Source organism: Prochlorococcus marinus str. GP2 (assembly GCF_000759885.1).
GTDB lineage: Bacteria > Cyanobacteriota > Cyanobacteriia > PCC-6307 > Cyanobiaceae > Prochlorococcus_A > Prochlorococcus_A marinus_J.
The window spans coordinates 263,785-279,416 of sequence record NZ_JNAH01000003.1 but is presented as its reverse complement, the minus strand read 5'-3'; the positions used below and the strand labels follow the sequence as shown (position 1 = coordinate 279,416).

Genomic DNA, 15,632 nt, shown 5'->3' with positions numbered 1-15,632 from the left:
TAACTATATAAATAATGATTCATGCAAGAATAGAAAGCGATTAATTTTTAAAGTTATTAGATGACTCCATTTAGACCAACTTCATATGATCGCCCTGGAGAACAAATATCAACTACTCCTTCTGGATTAAAAGTAACTTCTGCAAAGAGATTAATGGTGGATTCAATGGTAAGAATGATACAAAAAGCACAAAATCATTCCGTAGAAGATCAACTTGACGAAGAATCTAACAATAATTAATCAATTCATTGATAAAAGTATAGGAGAGTGGAAATCTATTAGAAGTACTCACACTTTAGCTTTTCAGGAATTTGAAAACTCAACTAGTAAAATATATATAAAACATATCAACAAAAAAAATAAAAAAGTCGTTGATATTTTTAAAAATTATAAATTTAGTTTAAACCTAGAGAGCATAGCCATTTCTATAAACTGGCAAGCTATTAGTGATTGGGATAATGATGTTATCAGTGAGGGAGATGAAACTATTCTGATTTTTTTACCCAAAGATGAAAATTCAGGAATTGTTTTAAGAAATAAAGGTTATACAGAATCCTTTATTTCATCATCAAATTATTTTATTGATGAACAAAATAATTTACAAATTAAAAATATATATAAATCAACAGTTTCCGAAGAAAGAATTTCCTTTTTATCCACACATGTAAGATCCAGATTTTCTACTATTAGAAATCTGGTAAATAACTCAGTCATACAGACTTCCCATACTTCAGAGATAAGGAATTTAGCTAGTTTAAAAGATTAATTATCTTTTCAAATTGAAACTCTGTTTCAGATATTAATTTAGGAAGAAAGTCTTTGTTTCCACTCATATTATTAACTGTTGAATTCAAATCAGAGATAGTTGCATCTCGCATTAATAGAAAAACCCTTCTTGCATTTCTTAAAGGTACCCCAAGAGCAAGATAAGTATTTTTAAGATCCTTCAAACAACTTTTTTCTAAAACTGATTCGTCATTAGAAATTAAAAGATAAGCAACAATCCTTAGGATTATTTCTCCATCTCTTAAACAAACTGACATCTTGTTAGTTGTATTTAAAGATATTTTTGAATTAAGTGAATCATGATTTTCGCAAATCATTGCTGTTACAGCGTCTGCTGCGATTGCATGTGAATTATTGGTTATTGAGTTTATTGCATCTAATCTTGAGTTTGCAGTATTAATAAATTCTTTTATATTGCTTAAATCATTTAATTTCTTATCGGCTGAAAATAGTTGATTATTCTTTGAAGCTGACATTCCTGAATTAAAAAGTTAAAGACCGAACTTAAGAATAATACAAAGCTAGTTAAAACAATACAATTTCAAACTTAACGCAACGCTTCTTAATTAATTACTTCATTCCAAAGTGATAGTTGAAATAATTCAAATAAAAAATTTTTTTCCGCTAATATAAAGCTACATTTTTAATAAAGTTTTGGATCAACAGGATTTAAAATTATCAAAGAAACTTATTTCCTCATATAAAAAAAGATTGGAAAAAGAAATTCTAGACAGAAGTATGAAATTAAAGATGCCTCAAAATAAATTTGAAGAAATAATTAATAACAATAATGAACTTATAAATCTAAAAAAAGCGTTAGAAGATCTAGAAACGGAATCTGAATCTCATAGTAAAGTCTGATTTTTGAAAAATCCTTCCAAAAGTGTCTCAAACCAACAATTTCCTTTTTAAGTCCCTAAACAAACAACAACTTAAAGCAGTAAAACATGTTTATGGACCACTATTAGTTGTAGCAGGTGCAGGTAGCGGTAAAACAAAGGCTCTTACTCACAGAATTGCAAACCTTATTGAGGGTAACTCTATAGATCCCTATAACATTCTCGCAGTCACTTTCACTAACAAAGCTGCTAAAGAAATGAAAGCAAGATTAGAGGTTCTTTTAGCCCAAGAATTAGCTTTTAATCAATTTGGTCAGCCTTGGACAACTCTCAAAGAAATTGATCAAAATCAATTAAGAACAAACGTTCACCAAGAGAGGCTTGAGAACCTTTGGATCGGTACTTTCCATTCCTTATTTTCAAGACTTCTGAGATACGATATTGAAAAATATACTGATCCAGAAGGCCTAAAATGGACAAGGCAATTTTCAATTTATGATGAAACAGATTCTCAAACATTAGTAAAAGAAATTATCAGTCAAGATATGAATCTTGACCCAAAAAGATATGATCCCAAAAAGATTAAAAGATTAATAAGTAATGCTAAAAATCAATGCCTAACTTCTAATGATCTTTTAGAAAAAGCAGATAATAATTTTGATAAAACAGTTGCAGAAGCATACAAGAGATATAGAATTTCTCTTTCAAAAAATAATTCTTTAGACTTTGATGATCTCTTACTTTTGCCTGTTTTCTTATTGAGGCAAAATGATATGGTCAGAGATTACTGGCACAAAAGATTTAAACATATTTTAGTTGACGAATATCAAGATACAAATAAAACACAATATGAACTTATAAAATTAATTGCGGCTGGAAATACTGAACCAAAAAAATTCTTCAATTGGGAAGATCGGTCAATTTTTGTAGTTGGGGATGCTGATCAAAGTATTTATAGTTTCAGAGCAGCTGACTTCAGAATTTTAATTGGTTTTCAAGAAGATTTTAAAACTTCAATCAACGACGATACAAAATCATCTTTAATTAAATTAGAAGAAAATTATAGGTCATCTTCCAATATCCTTGATGCTGCAAACTCATTAATTGAAAACAACTCTGAAAGAATTGACAAAGTTTTAAAGGCTACTAAAGAAAAAGGGGAACTTTTAACGTTACTCAGTTGTGATGATGAAATTTCCGAGGCAGAAGCAATTACCAATAAAATAAAATCACTCAATAACTTTAATCAAACCCCAATTTGGAAAAATTTTGCAATTTTATATCGAACCAGAGCTCAGTCGAGAGTATTAGAAGAATCTCTTGTAAGGTGGCGCATTCCTTATACAATTTTTGGAGGATTGCGTTTTTATGATAGAAGAGAAATTAAAGATGCATTAGCATATTTGAAAGTTCTAGTTAATTCTTCAGATAACGTTAGTCTTTTACGAATCATAAATGTTCCTAGAAGAGGGATTGGTAAGACTACTATTCAAAAACTTAATGAACTATCTAATAGGTTAAATATCCCATTATGGGAGGTTCTTAATGATAAGCAAAGTCTTGAAGAAACAATAGGCCGATCATCAAAAGGAATTAATAAATTTACTGAAATTATGAATGATCTACTGTGTTACCTAGAAAACTCAGGTCCCGCTCAACTACTACAACTTATATTAGAAAAAAGTGGTTATTTAGGTGACTTGCTGTCTAGCGGGACTGAAGAATCTGAAGATAGAAGAAATAACTTACAAGAACTAATCAATGCAGCTACTCAATATGAAGAAGAAACAGAAAGTGGAGATGTAGAGGGATTTCTTTCTACAGCAGCCTTAACAACTGATAATGATACGAAGAAAAATAATCCTAACTCTGTAACTCTCATGACTCTGCATAATAGTAAAGGTTTAGAATTTCAAAATGTTTTTATCACTGGGCTAGAACAAGGTCTCTTCCCTAGCCATAGATCAATAGATACTCCCTCACTTCTTGAAGAGGAGAGAAGATTATGCTATGTAGGTATTACTAGAGCTAAAGAAAGAGTTTTCTTAAGTCATGCTAGAGAAAGAAGATTATGGGGTGGAATGCGTGAAGCAACAATTCCTTCAATATTTCTTTCAGAAATACCTGAAGATTTAATGGATGGCGAATTACCACAAACTGGTGGTGCTTCAATTAGAAGAGATTGGCATCTTGATCGTTTAACTAGAGTTGATCGAAACAATTCAAATGAATTTGTTAACAAACCAATAAATGCAGTAAGAAAATTATATTCAGGTCCCAGTAAAGGGAAAAGCTGGATAGTTGGAGATATGCTAATTCACTCAAAGTTTGGGAAAGGTGAAATCATACATATTTTTGGGAGTGGGGAAAAAATATCTTTAGCAGTAAAATTTGGTGATAAAGGAAGTAAAATTCTAGATCCCAGATTAGCTCCAATTCGTTATGTAAATTAAAACTTATGAATGATATCTCTGATTACATCGAAGGGGAATTAATCAAAACTCCATTTAATCTATATAACCTAATTGCTAAATACATAGAATCTAATAACAATACTAAAGTAGCTTTTGTTGGCGGTTATTTAAGAGATTTATTAATTAGTAAATTCCACAAAAAATCGTTTTCTAAACCTGTAGATATTGATCTTGTTATTGAAGGATCCTCTATTTCTCTAGCAAAATTTATAAAAAAAAATATTGTAAATGTAGATTTATGTTTAATCAAGGAATTTAATTTATATAACACTGTAGAAATAAATATTAATGACTATAAAATTGATATTGCTTCTGCAAGAAAAGAAATTTATTCTGCTCCAGGCTTAAATCCCACAGTAAATAAAAGTACTATTGAGGAGGATCTTAAGAGGAGAGATTTCACTATAAATTCAATAGCCTTCGAGGTCTCGACAAGGAAAATCTATGATCTTTATGGAGGAATTTCTGATATAAAAAGTAAAAGATTGAACTTACTTCACAGTAATAGCATTGCAGATGATCCAAGTAGATTAATTAGATGTGCAAAATATGCTTCAAGATTAGATTTCAATATTTCAAATAATTCCCTTAAACAATCTCAAGAAACAGTTAGACAATGGCCATGGAAAAGTTCAGAAACTCATCAGAAAATGATTTACCCTCCTGCACTAGGCATACGAATAAGGATGGAACTAGCTGAAATATGCAAACACGATAATTTGACTAATGTGATTTCGATAATTCATAAATGGGAAATTATCTCAATCTTAAATGAAAATATTAAAGTAGATAAAAGATTTTTAAGAGGACTAAATTGGATTAAGAAGTTAAAGGGAAATCATATGCTTTACTTATTAAAAGATTCAGAAGATTTAGAAAAAGCATGTCAGAGATTTTTAGTCAATAATAGGGAGATAAAAATATTAGAAGATTATATAAATATCAAAAAGATATTTAATACAAACCAAAAAAATTTCAATCATTTTTCTCCATCAAGTTGGACAGAATTTATTGAGGACAGAAACCTTAATGATGAGACAGTAAAACTATTAATTTGTGATGGAGGACGATACTGGCGTAAATTGTTTAAGTGGTTATTTATTTACAAATTCATAAAATCAAAAAAAGATGGAGAAACATTAAAAAAAGAAGGATGGAATCCAGGGAAGGAGATGGGAAAGGAAATCAAAAGATTAAGATATTTGGAAATTGACAAATTAAATAGAAATTAATTACATTTTTACAACCTCTCCAACCTTGTACCATTTATCCTTTAGAACATTTTCATATTTACGATTGCAACTAATCAACAAGGGGCCACATGTTTGAGGATCTAATAGTAATGATATTCTCTCGTTAAAAGTCTCTTGATCTAATGAATTTGCGTTTAAAAAATTAATTATTCTTTTTTGCTTGTTTACTTTATAAATTTTGTCAAAAATTTCTTTATTAGATTCAAAGAAAGTACTTTTAACATCTTTTCTTATTAAATCAAATACTCCAGGATAAGCTTTAAATGCAAATAAATCTAATAAAACTTTTAGTGGCTCAAGATTATTGCTTTGCCTATATAAATTAGATGATTCAACCATTTCTTTAAGGTGTCCAATAAATCCATATCCAGTAATATCAGTAGCAGCATTGACTAATGATTCTTTAAATTGATTTTGAAAAAGATAAATTTCATCAAGCAAATATTGCTGACTCTCTACTAAATTATTAATTACTTCAGAAGAACTACTTAGCATATTAATATTTTGCGTTTGACCAGCAAAGTAAATCCCAACGCCAAGAGGTCTAGACATCATGAGAATATCTCCAATATTCATTCCAGATTTAAGCCATGGTTTTGCTCCATTTTTTAAAATACCTTGAACTGTTAAAGAAATATCTATTCCTAATGAATAAGGTTTATTAACTAAACTTCTTGCCTCGAAAGTATGGCCTCCAAGTAATTCACTTCCATGATCCTCAACTGTTGATTTAATACCTTGAAGTGATTGAGAAAAGAGGTAAATCTGAAATTCCCTTTCAACTTTTGGTAATGAAATTAAAGCCTGCGCGGATGAAAGTTTTGCTCCGCTTGCCCACAAATCTGAGCAAGCATGCAAAGTAGTAATTTTTGCATTTAGCCAAGGATCACTTACCAAAGCAGGAAATCCATCTACACTTTGCAAGATAATATCTTGACCATTTTGATATATCTCAACTGAATCTTCAGGTGATGAGGCAAAAGAATTTAAATTAGAATTTATTAATGATTTATTCAAAACAAACTGAGGAATTTTAGCTGCACATCCTCTGCAATCATTCAATGAAATATTTTTTTCACTACTTTTCATAATTAGCCTTTTTGATCTGAACTTTTTCATAAAGTTGAGATCAATTTTATGCTTTAAAATCCAAAAAATAAAAGAAGGGCCAAAAACAAAATTGCGATAAATAGCAAAAGCCTTTGGTTGATGGCTTGGAAATATATTTACTATTTGCAATCCGATCTTTTGAGGAAACCACTTTTTTAATGATCTCCCTTCTATATCTTTTTTTAGATTTTGTACTAATGTGTTTACAACTTTTACGGCAAAAACTCCCGATGCTGGTCTTTTTGCTGAACCTACAACTGCGCAATCCCCGACAGCAAAGATTCCAGAGAAGCTTTTTATCTGTAAATTCTGATTTGTAATTATTCTGCCATAAGAATCCGAATCTAATAATTTTTTTTGTGCCCATAACGGAGATGTATTTCCAGTACATAAAAGAATCTTGCCATAATCAAAGTTAAGTTTTTCAACTAAATCAATATTGGAATTCCGTAAACTTTTTAGAATTTTTTTATTTATTTTTCTTGAATCACATAATAGTTTTAAAGGTCTATCTCCCCATCTTTTTCTCAAGGCATATGATACTTCAATTGCAGCAAGGCCACTCCCAACAACTACAAATGGAAGTTCATTAACTGAATCAAAAATGTCCTCTTTTAGTATTGATTCATAAGCGCTTAAAAAAGGTTTAATTAAAAAAGCATTTCGATTTTTCACTAGTGATTCAAATTCTTTTGGAATTATTGTTTGACTTCCATAATTAAGCACCAACTTCGAATAATTAACTGAAGGTCTATTACTTAAAACAATTTTCTTTAAATTGAAATCAATATCCTTTACTTCTTCTTCTATAAAAGATACTTTTGCATTTTTTGCTAAAGATTTTATATCAATTAAACTCTCTTCTAAAGTGATTGATTTTGAAATCACCGATGGGAACATAGCCGAATAAACCAAATGAGAATCTCTAGATATAATTGAAACAGGAATTTCTGGCATTAATTTCGGAAACATTAACCATTTCTTCAATAAAGAAACATTTGAGTGTCCTCCTCCAATTAGTACCAGATGATTAAAAGCCATTTACATCACTATGAATAAAGAACATTTATTGCCAATTGAAAAATCAAAATTAGGAGTGATTGGTGGAAGTGGATTTTATTCAATGGATCAACTAGAGTACTTAAGAGAATTAGAAATCAATACTCCCTATGGTAAACCTTCTGATTCAATAAAAGTATATAATCTTGGAAACCTAGAGATAGCATTTATTCCTAGACATGGCAGGTCACATAGTTTAAATCCTTCTGAAATCCCTTACAAAGCTAATATTTGGGCTCTAAGATCAATAGGAGTCAGATGGATTATTGCCCCATCAGCAGTTGGTTCATTACAAGAACAGATAAGGCCACTTGATATAGTGGTTCCAGATCAATTTATAGACCGAACAAAAAATAGACCCGCAACCTTCTTTAACGAGGGGGCTGTTGCTCACGTAACTATGGGAGATCCCTTCTGCACAAATTTATCACGTATATTAAGTGAAATCGGAGAAAAAAATATTCCTGGCGGTAGACAATTGCATAGAGGGGGTACCTATCTAGCAATGGAAGGTCCAGCTTTCTCAACTAGAGCAGAATCTAATTTATATAGGAGTTGGGGATGTTCAATAATTGGAATGACGAACCACACAGAAGCAAGATTAGCTAAAGAAGCTGAAATAGCTTACTCCTCCTTATCTATGGTTACTGATTATGATTGCTGGCATCAAACTCATCAAGAAGTTTCTGTAGAGATGGTTTTGGACAATCTTAGATCAAATACTGAAGTGGCTAATAAAATAATATTTGAAATAGCTAAATTAATTGAAAAAGAAAGACCAAAAAGTAAGTCTCATTTTTCATTAAAAGATGGATTGATAACCCAAAAAGAAAATATCCCAAGCTCCACAAAAGAGAAACTAAGAATATTTACTGATGCTTATTAGGCTTATTTGATATAAGTGATTATCAGGTCAAGGCAAGGATTTGTTAGCCTCCAGCTCCAACCCCTTGGTATGAACCATAGAAAAATATACCTAAAACGAAGATAACTGCAATTCCCCCTGCTGTAGCAACAAGCCATAAAGGAAGGGTTCCTTCTGTCCATCTTCTTTCCCATGCAACTGCTGGTCTACCGTCGGGAAGTCTATCTGGAATTCTTCCATCAGGTCCTTTTAATTTACTCATAGTTTTAATTTAATTGAAAAAGTAACTGGAAAATAAAATTCCCAATACAAAGACTGATAGTAAGCCTAAATAAAGGCTTGTACGATTAAGTTCAACTGGAACTTTGTTAGGATTTTCGTTTACTTGCATGATAGTTAAATTTATCGGGCTACGAATTGCATAGCAGCAATAGAACCTAGAAAGAAGACTGATGGGATAGCTAGAGCGTGAACTGCTAGCCAACGAACAGTAAAAATAGGATAAACGCGGACTTCCGCAGCCTGCATTGGAGCTTGAGAATTAGTCATTGTTATTTTGTTCTTAAATCTAGTTGAGATTTAGCTTCATATCTTTGTGTTACGACAGGTGCTTTAGATTCAGATGATTGGAAATAACTATCTGGACGAGGAGTTCCGAAAGCATCGTAGGCTAAGCCTGTATATACAAATAAGAAGCCTGCTATAAAGATAGCTGGTAATGTTACTGCGTGAATAATCCAGTATCTAATACTGGTGATTATTTCAAAGAATGGGCGTTCACCCGTTGAACCTGCGGCCATAATCACAAATGTTTACCCTATGATCTTACAGTGTAAAATCATAAGTTCGCGAAGAAATTAACAGGTTGGTTACAGACAGTTGCTAAATCTTTCAAAAATTAATTTTTTTTTTACTATTAACTCGAGTTATTTGAAATTAGCTACTCCATTTAAGGATATAACCTCGCTCGCCAAGAACAAATCCTTTTTGATTGTCCAAAGCCTCCTTATCAATAAAAACTATTTTAATAAAGTTTGTTGGTAATTCAGAAGCAATAGGATCTTTATTCCAAGTTTTACCTTGATCTTTACTTACTATTAAAGTCCCATTACCCCCGCCAGCCCATATATCACCATTTGGATCCCATCCCATGTCTAGATAATTGTATCCATTAAGAATTGGTATAATTGGCTTTGACCAATTTTCTAGATCATTTGTATCTTCATTAAATCTAATTTCTGCTCCTCTAGAAAGCATCCATAAACTTCCTTCTGGATTAAAACCTATACTTTGAACTCTTTTACTACTGGCTCTTTGATGAGCTATCCATGCATCGCTATCATTTTCCAAAGTAGAAAAGAAATTACCTAGACTACTTACACTGACATAATCTCCTTTATTAGTTCTTCTTAAATCTCTTACACCTCCAGAACCAGATGCATCTACAACTTTTGCATTCCATGATTCACCACTATCTGATGTTTCATAAATAGCACCTGCAGTGGTAGCCAATTCTGCAACACCAGCATCAACAGTTGTTATTAGGAATGGTTGGCCTGGTAATTTGTTACCTAAAGATAAACGTGTCCAATTCTTTCCTGCGTCAAGTGTATGCATAACTAATGAGGGTTGACCTATTAACCATCCCTCTTCCCCTTTAAAATCTATATCTAGAAGACGAAAGTTCTCTTCACTTGGTAAATCTAAATTTCTTTTTTCCCAAGTTTCTCCTCCATCATTAGATTCCTTAATAAGTCTATTAGAACCAACTAAAAAACCATGATTATCATCTATAAAATCAACATCTAAAGCATTAGCCTGATCCTCAAACTGAATTGTTTTCCAAGGGCTGCTTTCACTCATCTTGACACCTGTAGATGAACAACTGCTTAAAACAAAACAGAGAACTACAGATAAAAGAAGATTAGGAATACTGGTTAAAAAATTTTTCATTTAATTATATTAATGCAAAGAGTACAAAGAAAGGAACATAGCAGCAGCAAACGCCAACCCTCCAAAAATCAATATATTTTTTTGTCCTGGAGGTAAACTATTAAATCCAAATCCATAAACTAAATTCTCTTCAAAACCACTAGGTTTAGATTTAGGACCTATATCCTTATAAAAATTTTTACCGGCTCGACAAACAGGGCAGGCAAAAGTATTCCCATCCAACTCTGAAAAAGGCGTATTTTTAGCTATGTTTAGTTTCTTATTTCCTTCAGACGGATCATAAATGTATCCACAGCTTCTACATTCAAATCTATTATGTTCTAGATTAGGAAAAGATTGTTCAACATTTATTCTTGAGGAGTTTTCAGAAAGTTTTTCTTTCTCAAAGTCCTCAACTATTTTGTTTTCCTCAGAGGCTGGTTGAATGTTTTCACTCACGGTTTATTATTGTTCTTTAAGAACTTTAAAAGATTTTGCTTAATTAAGCGACTTTTATTCAAAATTAATTTTTAAGATGTTTTTACTAACTGGTTATGAATATTTTTTAGGTTTCCTCCTGATTGCCGCAGCTGTACCAGTCTTGGCTCTAGTTACTAATCTTATCGTTGCCCCAAAAGGCAGAAGTGGGGAAAGAAAACTCACATATGAATCTGGAATGGAGCCTATAGGAGGAGCATGGATTCAATTTAATATTCGCTATTACATGTTTGCCTTGGTTTTCGTTATATTTGATGTTGAGACAGTATTCCTTTATCCTTGGGCTGTTGCCTTCAATAGATTAGGCTTATTAGCTTTTATTGAGGCTTTAATTTTCATTGCAATTCTTGTTATTGCTCTGGCATACGCATGGAGAAAAGGTGCTTTAGAATGGAGTTAAAAAATTGAATCCACAATTATCGCCAAAAGCAATAAGAGAAATCCGAGAAGGAACTTGCAATCCTCTTGGTGCACCCCAAGTTACTACAGATTTAAGCGAAAATATTATATTGACAAGCTTAGACGATCTTCATAATTGGGCTAGATTAAGCAGCCTATGGCCCCTCTTATATGGAACAGCTTGTTGTTTTATAGAATTTGCTGCCTTAATCGGATCTAGATTTGATTTTGATAGATTCGGATTAGTACCAAGGAGCTCGCCAAGGCAAGCCGATTTACTAATAGTTGCAGGAACAGTAACAATGAAAATGGCTCCAGCCCTAGTAAGACTTTATGAACAAATGCCTGAACCAAAATATGTGATTGCCATGGGTGCCTGTACAATCACAGGGGGAATGTTCAGTGCAGATTCTACTACTGCTGTAAGAGGAGTTGATAAATTGATTCCAGTTGATTTATACCTTCCAGGATGTCCACCAAGACCAGAAGCAATTTTTGATGCTGTAATTAAATTGAGAAAAAAAGTTGGGAATGAATCAATTTTAGAGCGCACAAAAACAGAGCAAACTCATAGATACATAACATATGATCATGAAATGAATCTTGTTTTCTCAGAAAATACAGGTGAATATCTAAACAAAACTTCAGCTAACGTAATATCCCCCTCCAAGAAAGAAAAAATAACTGAATTACCTCAAAATACCAAAAAAAATGAAGTTATTTATTCTGAAGAAGATTAATGGAAAAAGACGGTATAGCCACACCCTCAGATAGTGCAATAGAAAAAGAAGGGTTTATAAGCCAGTCTTTGTCTAAAGATGGAATTCCAAATCAATCTTTACCTGATGATCACATAGGAATTGAAAACATTTCTGTTGAACCTAAAAAATTATATGAAGCAGTATCAGCCTTGAGAAATTACGGTTTCAACTATCTCCAATGTCAAGGAGGATATGACGAGGGACCAGGCAAAAATCTTGTAAGTTTTTACCATTTTATAACTGTCGATGATTTACAAAAAATCGAAAAAATTAAAGAAGTCAGATTAAAAGTTTTCTTAAAAAGAGATTCTGATTTATCAATACCTAGTTTGTATAAAATTTTCAAAGGAAGTGATTGGCAAGAAAGAGAAACTTTTGATATGTATGGAATAAATTTTATTGATCATCCCAATCCCAAAAGACTATTAATGCCTGAAGATTGGAGAGGATGGCCATTAAGAAAAGATTATATTCAGCCAGATTTCTATGAACTTCAAGATGCTTATTAGTTTAATTTTTTTAATTTGCGGTAAATAAACATAACTGCTCTTGCTAGTCTCCTTGGGTCATGTCTAAGAGTTGGAGTTATTCTTTTTGAATACAATGGTGCTTGCAAAACATAGTAACCTTCCGATAATAATTTTTCTTTATTACATTGGACAGGCTCTGCCCCTCTACTCTCGTAATAGTCTACTAATGGAGACTTTTCAAATGCAATCTGAGATAAGATTGAGTTAAAAATTCGAGTATTAACTCCAAAATTTGATAATTGTTTTTCTATCGCTTTGATATGTTGATAGACATCAAGTCCATCTGTTTCTCCAGGTTGAGTCATCAAATTACTTATGTAAATTTTAGGAGCATTACTCTGCAACAAGGCATCTACTATCTCTGGTACTAAAAGATTAGGCAATAAAGAAGTGTATAGACTACCTGGGCCAAGAACAATTAAATCAGCTTCTTTTATAGATTCAATAGCACTTGGAAGAGCTGAAGGATTTTCTGGTAGGTAACCAATCCTCGAAATAATTTTTTTAGATTTACTGATCTTGGTTTCACCAAAAATTTTTTCACCATCTTCTAATTCGGCCCATAACATCACATCAATATTTGTTGCAGGTAAAACTTGACCTTGGACCGCCAAAACCTTACTAGAGGCTTGAACTGCTTTTTCTAAACTGCCTGTAATTGTTGTTAAAGCAGACAAGAAGAGATTTCCAAAACTATGACCTTCCAGCCCACTTCCCCCTGAAAATCTGTACTGAAATAATCTAGTTAAAGTAGGTTCTTCGTTTGATAAGGCTGCCAAACAATTTCTAATATCTCCTGGAGGTTGTACACCTAATTGTTTTCTGAGAATTCCACTACTTCCACCATCATCGGATACAGTTACGATTGCTGTAATATTACTACTGTAATTTTTTAAGCCTTTCAATAAAGTAGATAAGCCTGTACCGCCCCCAATTGCAACAATATTTGGGCCTCTGTTTAATTTACTTTTAACTCTTAATGCATCAACTAAAAATGTATCTTTTTCTGGAACAAGCGCTTTTTGAATAGAATTAATACTTCTATTTTGTCCAATCCCTATTAATAATATTCCAATAACAAAAATTAATGGTCCTATGAATGAAACAGGAAAAATATTAGTTAAACCGGTGATTACAGAAAAAAAGATTTCAATAAGCCAATAGAGCGGTCTTAAATTTGTCCAAATTGCCAAGCCTAATAATGTTGTCAAAAAACCTAAAGCAGATGTAAACATCCATCTTTTTATTACCAATCCTGGCAAAAGCCAACTCAAAATTCTTAAGATTTTGTTTAACAAGGCAAAATTAGTCTTTTTAAAATTTTTATAGTACCTTCTTACCCTTTTTTTACGATTATTCATCAAAAAACCTCTTAAATTATTTTTCTCTAATTTAAAGATTATATAAAATCATTATAAATCAAATTCATACATGCTTTTTTTATTTCTAAAAATAGGCAAAATAAAATATATAGATGTTTTAATATAAGTTTTGAAAAAATCAAAGCATGCAGTTGAAACGAAAAACCTCTCAATAAGCTGGGGGGAAGTTAATGTGCTTAATCAAATAAATTTTGAACTTAATGATGGAGAGAAATTGGCGATTGTTGGGCCCTCAGGTTCTGGTAAATCAACCATATTAAAAATTTTAGCAGGACTAATTTTACCTACCAAAGGAGAATTAAGAATATTTGGTGAGAAGCAAAAATATTTGAGATTAGATCAAAATAATCCTCCTGATGTAAGACTAGTTTTTCAAAACCCTGCATTATTGGGATCTTTAACTATTGAGGAAAATGTAGGTTTCCTTCTTAAAAAAAATAAAAACTTATCTAAAGAGTTAATTCATGAAATCGTATCTGAATGTTTAGCTGAAGTAGGATTATTTGATGTTGAAAATAAGCTCCCAAATGAATTAAGCGGAGGAATGCAAAAAAGAGTAAGTTTTGCTAGAGCTTTAATTACAGATCAAACTCTTAATACGAAGACAAATCCTTTATTACTTTTTGATGAACCAACTGCAGGTCTTGACCCAATAGCCTCATCAAGAATTGAAGACTTAATTAATAAGACAAACGATAAAGCAAATGGATCATCTATTGTGGTTAGTCATGTTCTTAGTACTATAGAGAGGACATCAGATAAAGTATTAATGCTTTACGGAGGCAAATTTAGATGGTCAGGTACTATTGAAGAATTTAAAAAGAGTAAAGATCCCTATGTATATCAATTTAGACATGGGAAACTTGATGGCCCAATGCAACCCCAAGACATTTAAAAATTATGCGTAGAAGCTTACGAGATTCAATAGTTGGATTTTCCTTATTAGGAGGGATTTTAATATTCACATTTTTTTCTTTTTGGCTAAGAGGATTAAAATTATCTTCAAAAAATTGGCATCTATTTGCTGAATTTAATAACGCAAGCGGTTTATCAAAAAAATCTCCAGTTACTTACAGAGGAATTTTAGTTGGATCCATAGAAGATATTTTATTCACTAATGAATCAATTCAAGCAAAAATAGTTTTAAATAATAATATTATTCTCCCTAAGCCAGCATTTGCAAGAGTAGTAACGAATTCTTTCCTTGGAGGAGATGTACAAGTCTCTCTAGAAACTAGCGAAAAAACAATTCCTAAAAACATTGAGAAACCTACATCCGAAAAATGCGATGCCAAACTAATTGTTTGTCAAGGAGATGTTATCACAGGTAAACAACTATCAAGTCTTTCGAATATAACCAATAAAATAAGTCAACTTTTAAAAGTATCAAATCAAGAAAATTTAATTGAGAATATTGTGAAATCAATTGACCAATTTGATAAAACTCAAGAAAACCTTGATGAACTCATTTTTTTATCAAAACAAGAGATTCTAAGAGTTAAACCTTTAATAGAAGAAATTACAACTGCTGCTAACCATTTAAATAATATTTTGTCTACTATCGATGACCAAGAAACTCTTAATGACGTTAAATTGACGATTAATGCCGCAAAATCAATTTCCGGCAAATTAGTTGATATGAGCGACGATTTTGAAAAAATAACTAATGATAAAGAACTGACTAAATCTTTAAGAGATTTAACTATTGGACTTTCAAAATTCTTTAACGAAATTTATCCATAAT

The 15,632-nt window shown here is 31.7% G+C and carries 20 protein-coding genes; 11 read left to right on the top strand and 9 right to left on the bottom strand.

Annotated elements, in window-relative coordinates; all coding sequences use genetic code 11:
* Positions 1 to 60 precede the first annotated feature (60 nt).
* Positions 61 to 240, top strand: a complete 180-nt coding sequence (locus EU91_RS06145) for a hypothetical protein (RefSeq protein WP_032524057.1) — start codon at positions 61 to 63, stop codon at positions 238 to 240.
* Positions 215 to 766, top strand: coding sequence for a phycobiliprotein lyase (locus EU91_RS06150; protein ID WP_032524056.1), 552 nt, complete (start codon positions 215 to 217; stop codon positions 764 to 766). The genes EU91_RS06145 and EU91_RS06150 overlap by 26 nt, the downstream gene beginning before the upstream one ends.
* Here the strand turns inward: EU91_RS06150 and EU91_RS06155 are convergent.
* Positions 750 to 1,262, bottom strand: coding sequence for an R-phycoerythrin subunit beta (locus tag EU91_RS06155; RefSeq protein WP_032524055.1), 513 nt, complete (start codon positions 1,260 to 1,262; stop codon positions 750 to 752). The genes EU91_RS06150 and EU91_RS06155 overlap by 17 nt on opposite strands.
* Before the next feature lie 178 nt (positions 1,263 to 1,440).
* Between EU91_RS06155 and EU91_RS06160 the strand changes: the two genes are divergently transcribed.
* From EU91_RS06160 to EU91_RS06170, 3 genes are read left to right on the top strand one after another with little or no spacing between them, the layout of a single operon-like run.
* The gene (locus EU91_RS06160; protein WP_025955192.1) at positions 1,441 to 1,647 is read left to right on the top strand and encodes a hypothetical protein; all 207 of its coding nucleotides are present in this window, start codon (positions 1,441 to 1,443) and stop codon (positions 1,645 to 1,647) included.
* A gap of 22 nt (positions 1,648 to 1,669) precedes the next feature.
* Positions 1,670 to 4,078: a UvrD-helicase domain-containing protein gene (locus EU91_RS06165; protein ID WP_032524054.1), complete on the top strand. Its 2,409-nt coding sequence runs from the start codon at positions 1,670 to 1,672 to the stop codon at positions 4,076 to 4,078.
* Positions 4,079 to 4,083: 5 nt separating this feature from the next.
* Complete coding sequence (locus EU91_RS06170; protein ID WP_032524053.1) at positions 4,084 to 5,331, top strand: CCA tRNA nucleotidyltransferase; 1,248 nt, start codon at positions 4,084 to 4,086, stop codon at positions 5,329 to 5,331.
* Here the strand turns inward: EU91_RS06170 and selD are convergent, their stop codons facing one another.
* Positions 5,332 to 7,503: a selenide, water dikinase SelD gene (gene selD / locus EU91_RS06175; protein ID WP_032524052.1), complete on the bottom strand. Its 2,172-nt coding sequence runs from the start codon at positions 7,501 to 7,503 to the stop codon at positions 5,332 to 5,334. It abuts the gene before it with no gap.
* Between the two features lie 10 nt (positions 7,504 to 7,513).
* Between selD and mtnP the strand changes: the two genes are divergently transcribed.
* Positions 7,514 to 8,407: an S-methyl-5'-thioadenosine phosphorylase gene (gene mtnP, locus EU91_RS06180; protein ID WP_032524051.1), complete on the top strand. Its 894-nt coding sequence runs from the start codon at positions 7,514 to 7,516 to the stop codon at positions 8,405 to 8,407.
* A 43-nt stretch (positions 8,408 to 8,450) separates the two neighbouring features.
* On the opposite strand, the gene EU91_RS06185 is transcribed toward mtnP, so the two are convergent.
* From EU91_RS06185 to EU91_RS06205, 6 genes are all read right to left on the bottom strand, one after another.
* Positions 8,451 to 8,648: a photosystem II reaction center protein J gene (locus tag EU91_RS06185; RefSeq protein ID WP_011375864.1), complete on the bottom strand. Its 198-nt coding sequence runs from the start codon at positions 8,646 to 8,648 to the stop codon at positions 8,451 to 8,453.
* Between the two features lie 9 nt (positions 8,649 to 8,657).
* Complete coding sequence (locus tag EU91_RS08990; RefSeq protein WP_002806119.1) at positions 8,658 to 8,777, bottom strand: photosystem II reaction center protein L; 120 nt, start codon at positions 8,775 to 8,777, stop codon at positions 8,658 to 8,660.
* Positions 8,778 to 8,788: 11 nt separating this feature from the next.
* Entirely contained in the window at positions 8,789 to 8,935 is a 147-nt protein-coding gene (psbF, locus tag EU91_RS06190; protein ID WP_011375863.1) for a cytochrome b559 subunit beta, read from the bottom strand.
* Between the two features lie 2 nt (positions 8,936 to 8,937).
* The gene (psbE, locus tag EU91_RS06195; protein WP_002806020.1) at positions 8,938 to 9,186 is read right to left on the bottom strand and encodes a cytochrome b559 subunit alpha; all 249 of its coding nucleotides are present in this window, start codon (positions 9,184 to 9,186) and stop codon (positions 8,938 to 8,940) included.
* A gap of 136 nt (positions 9,187 to 9,322) precedes the next feature.
* Positions 9,323 to 10,339, bottom strand: a complete 1,017-nt coding sequence (locus EU91_RS06200) for a photosynthesis system II assembly factor Ycf48 (protein ID WP_032524050.1) — start codon at positions 10,337 to 10,339, stop codon at positions 9,323 to 9,325.
* Positions 10,340 to 10,348: 9 nt separating this feature from the next.
* On the bottom strand, positions 10,349 to 10,777 hold the full coding sequence (locus EU91_RS06205; protein ID WP_032524049.1) for a rubredoxin: 429 nt from the start codon (positions 10,775 to 10,777) through the stop codon (positions 10,349 to 10,351).
* 76 nt (positions 10,778 to 10,853) lie between these two features.
* On the opposite strand from EU91_RS06205, the gene EU91_RS06210 reads away from it, so the two are divergent.
* The 3 genes from EU91_RS06210 to EU91_RS06220 are packed head-to-tail and all read left to right on the top strand — an operon-like array spanning position 10,854 to position 12,485.
* Positions 10,854 to 11,216, top strand: a complete 363-nt coding sequence (locus EU91_RS06210) for an NAD(P)H-quinone oxidoreductase subunit 3 (protein WP_032524048.1) — start codon at positions 10,854 to 10,856, stop codon at positions 11,214 to 11,216.
* A 4-nt stretch (positions 11,217 to 11,220) separates the two neighbouring features.
* Positions 11,221 to 11,955 (top strand): NADH dehydrogenase subunit K, encoded by a 735-nt coding sequence (locus EU91_RS06215; RefSeq protein ID WP_032524047.1) that lies wholly within the window; start codon positions 11,221 to 11,223, stop codon positions 11,953 to 11,955.
* The gene (locus EU91_RS06220; RefSeq protein WP_032524046.1) at positions 11,955 to 12,485 is read left to right on the top strand and encodes an NAD(P)H-quinone oxidoreductase subunit J; all 531 of its coding nucleotides are present in this window, start codon (positions 11,955 to 11,957) and stop codon (positions 12,483 to 12,485) included. Before EU91_RS06215 ends, EU91_RS06220 begins: the two co-directional genes overlap by 1 nt.
* Here EU91_RS06220 and EU91_RS06225 read toward each other — a convergent pair.
* Positions 12,482 to 13,867 carry a gluconeogenesis factor YvcK family protein gene (locus tag EU91_RS06225; protein WP_032524045.1) on the bottom strand — a complete coding sequence of 462 codons (1,386 nt, stop codon included), beginning with the start codon at positions 13,865 to 13,867 and terminating at the stop codon, positions 12,482 to 12,484. The genes EU91_RS06220 and EU91_RS06225 overlap by 4 nt on opposite strands.
* A 130-nt stretch (positions 13,868 to 13,997) precedes the next feature.
* Between EU91_RS06225 and EU91_RS06230 the strand changes: the two genes are divergently transcribed.
* Together EU91_RS06230 and EU91_RS06235 are read left to right on the top strand one after the other, a co-directional pair.
* Positions 13,998 to 14,783: an ABC transporter ATP-binding protein gene (locus EU91_RS06230; RefSeq protein WP_072012888.1), complete on the top strand. Its 786-nt coding sequence runs from the start codon at positions 13,998 to 14,000 to the stop codon at positions 14,781 to 14,783.
* A 5-nt stretch (positions 14,784 to 14,788) separates the two neighbouring features.
* Positions 14,789 to 15,631, top strand: coding sequence for an MlaD family protein (locus EU91_RS06235; RefSeq protein ID WP_032524044.1), 843 nt, complete (start codon positions 14,789 to 14,791; stop codon positions 15,629 to 15,631).
* Position 15,632 lies beyond the last annotated feature (1 nt).

Bases quoted from the DNA above. Each gene is read 5' to 3' on its own strand.
- EU91_RS06145 (WP_032524057.1), top strand. From the start codon at position 61: ATGACTCCATTTAGACCAACTTCATATGATCGCCCTGGAGAACAAATA.
- EU91_RS06155 (WP_032524055.1), bottom strand. From the start codon at position 1,262: ATGTCAGCTTCAAAGAATAATCAACTATTTTCAGCCGATAAGAAATTA.
- EU91_RS06170 (WP_032524053.1), top strand. From the start codon at position 4,084: ATGAATGATATCTCTGATTACATCGAAGGGGAATTAATCAAAACTCCA.
- selD (WP_032524052.1), bottom strand. From the start codon at position 7,503: ATGGCTTTTAATCATCTGGTACTAATTGGAGGAGGACACTCAAATGTT.
- mtnP (WP_032524051.1), top strand. From the start codon at position 7,514: ATGAATAAAGAACATTTATTGCCAATTGAAAAATCAAAATTAGGAGTG.
- EU91_RS06185 (WP_011375864.1), bottom strand. From the start codon at position 8,648: ATGAGTAAATTAAAAGGACCTGATGGAAGAATTCCAGATAGACTTCCC.
- EU91_RS08990 (WP_002806119.1), bottom strand. From the start codon at position 8,777: ATGCAAGTAAACGAAAATCCTAACAAAGTTCCAGTTGAACTTAATCGT.
- psbF (WP_011375863.1), bottom strand. From the start codon at position 8,935: ATGACTAATTCTCAAGCTCCAATGCAGGCTGCGGAAGTCCGCGTTTAT.
- psbE (WP_002806020.1), bottom strand. From the start codon at position 9,186: ATGGCCGCAGGTTCAACGGGTGAACGCCCATTCTTTGAAATAATCACC.
- EU91_RS06200 (WP_032524050.1), bottom strand. From the start codon at position 10,339: ATGAAAAATTTTTTAACCAGTATTCCTAATCTTCTTTTATCTGTAGTT.
- EU91_RS06210 (WP_032524048.1), top strand. From the start codon at position 10,854: ATGTTTTTACTAACTGGTTATGAATATTTTTTAGGTTTCCTCCTGATT.
- EU91_RS06220 (WP_032524046.1), top strand. From the start codon at position 11,955: ATGGAAAAAGACGGTATAGCCACACCCTCAGATAGTGCAATAGAAAAA.
- EU91_RS06225 (WP_032524045.1), bottom strand. From the start codon at position 13,867: ATGAATAATCGTAAAAAAAGGGTAAGAAGGTACTATAAAAATTTTAAA.
- EU91_RS06235 (WP_032524044.1), top strand. From the start codon at position 14,789: ATGCGTAGAAGCTTACGAGATTCAATAGTTGGATTTTCCTTATTAGGA.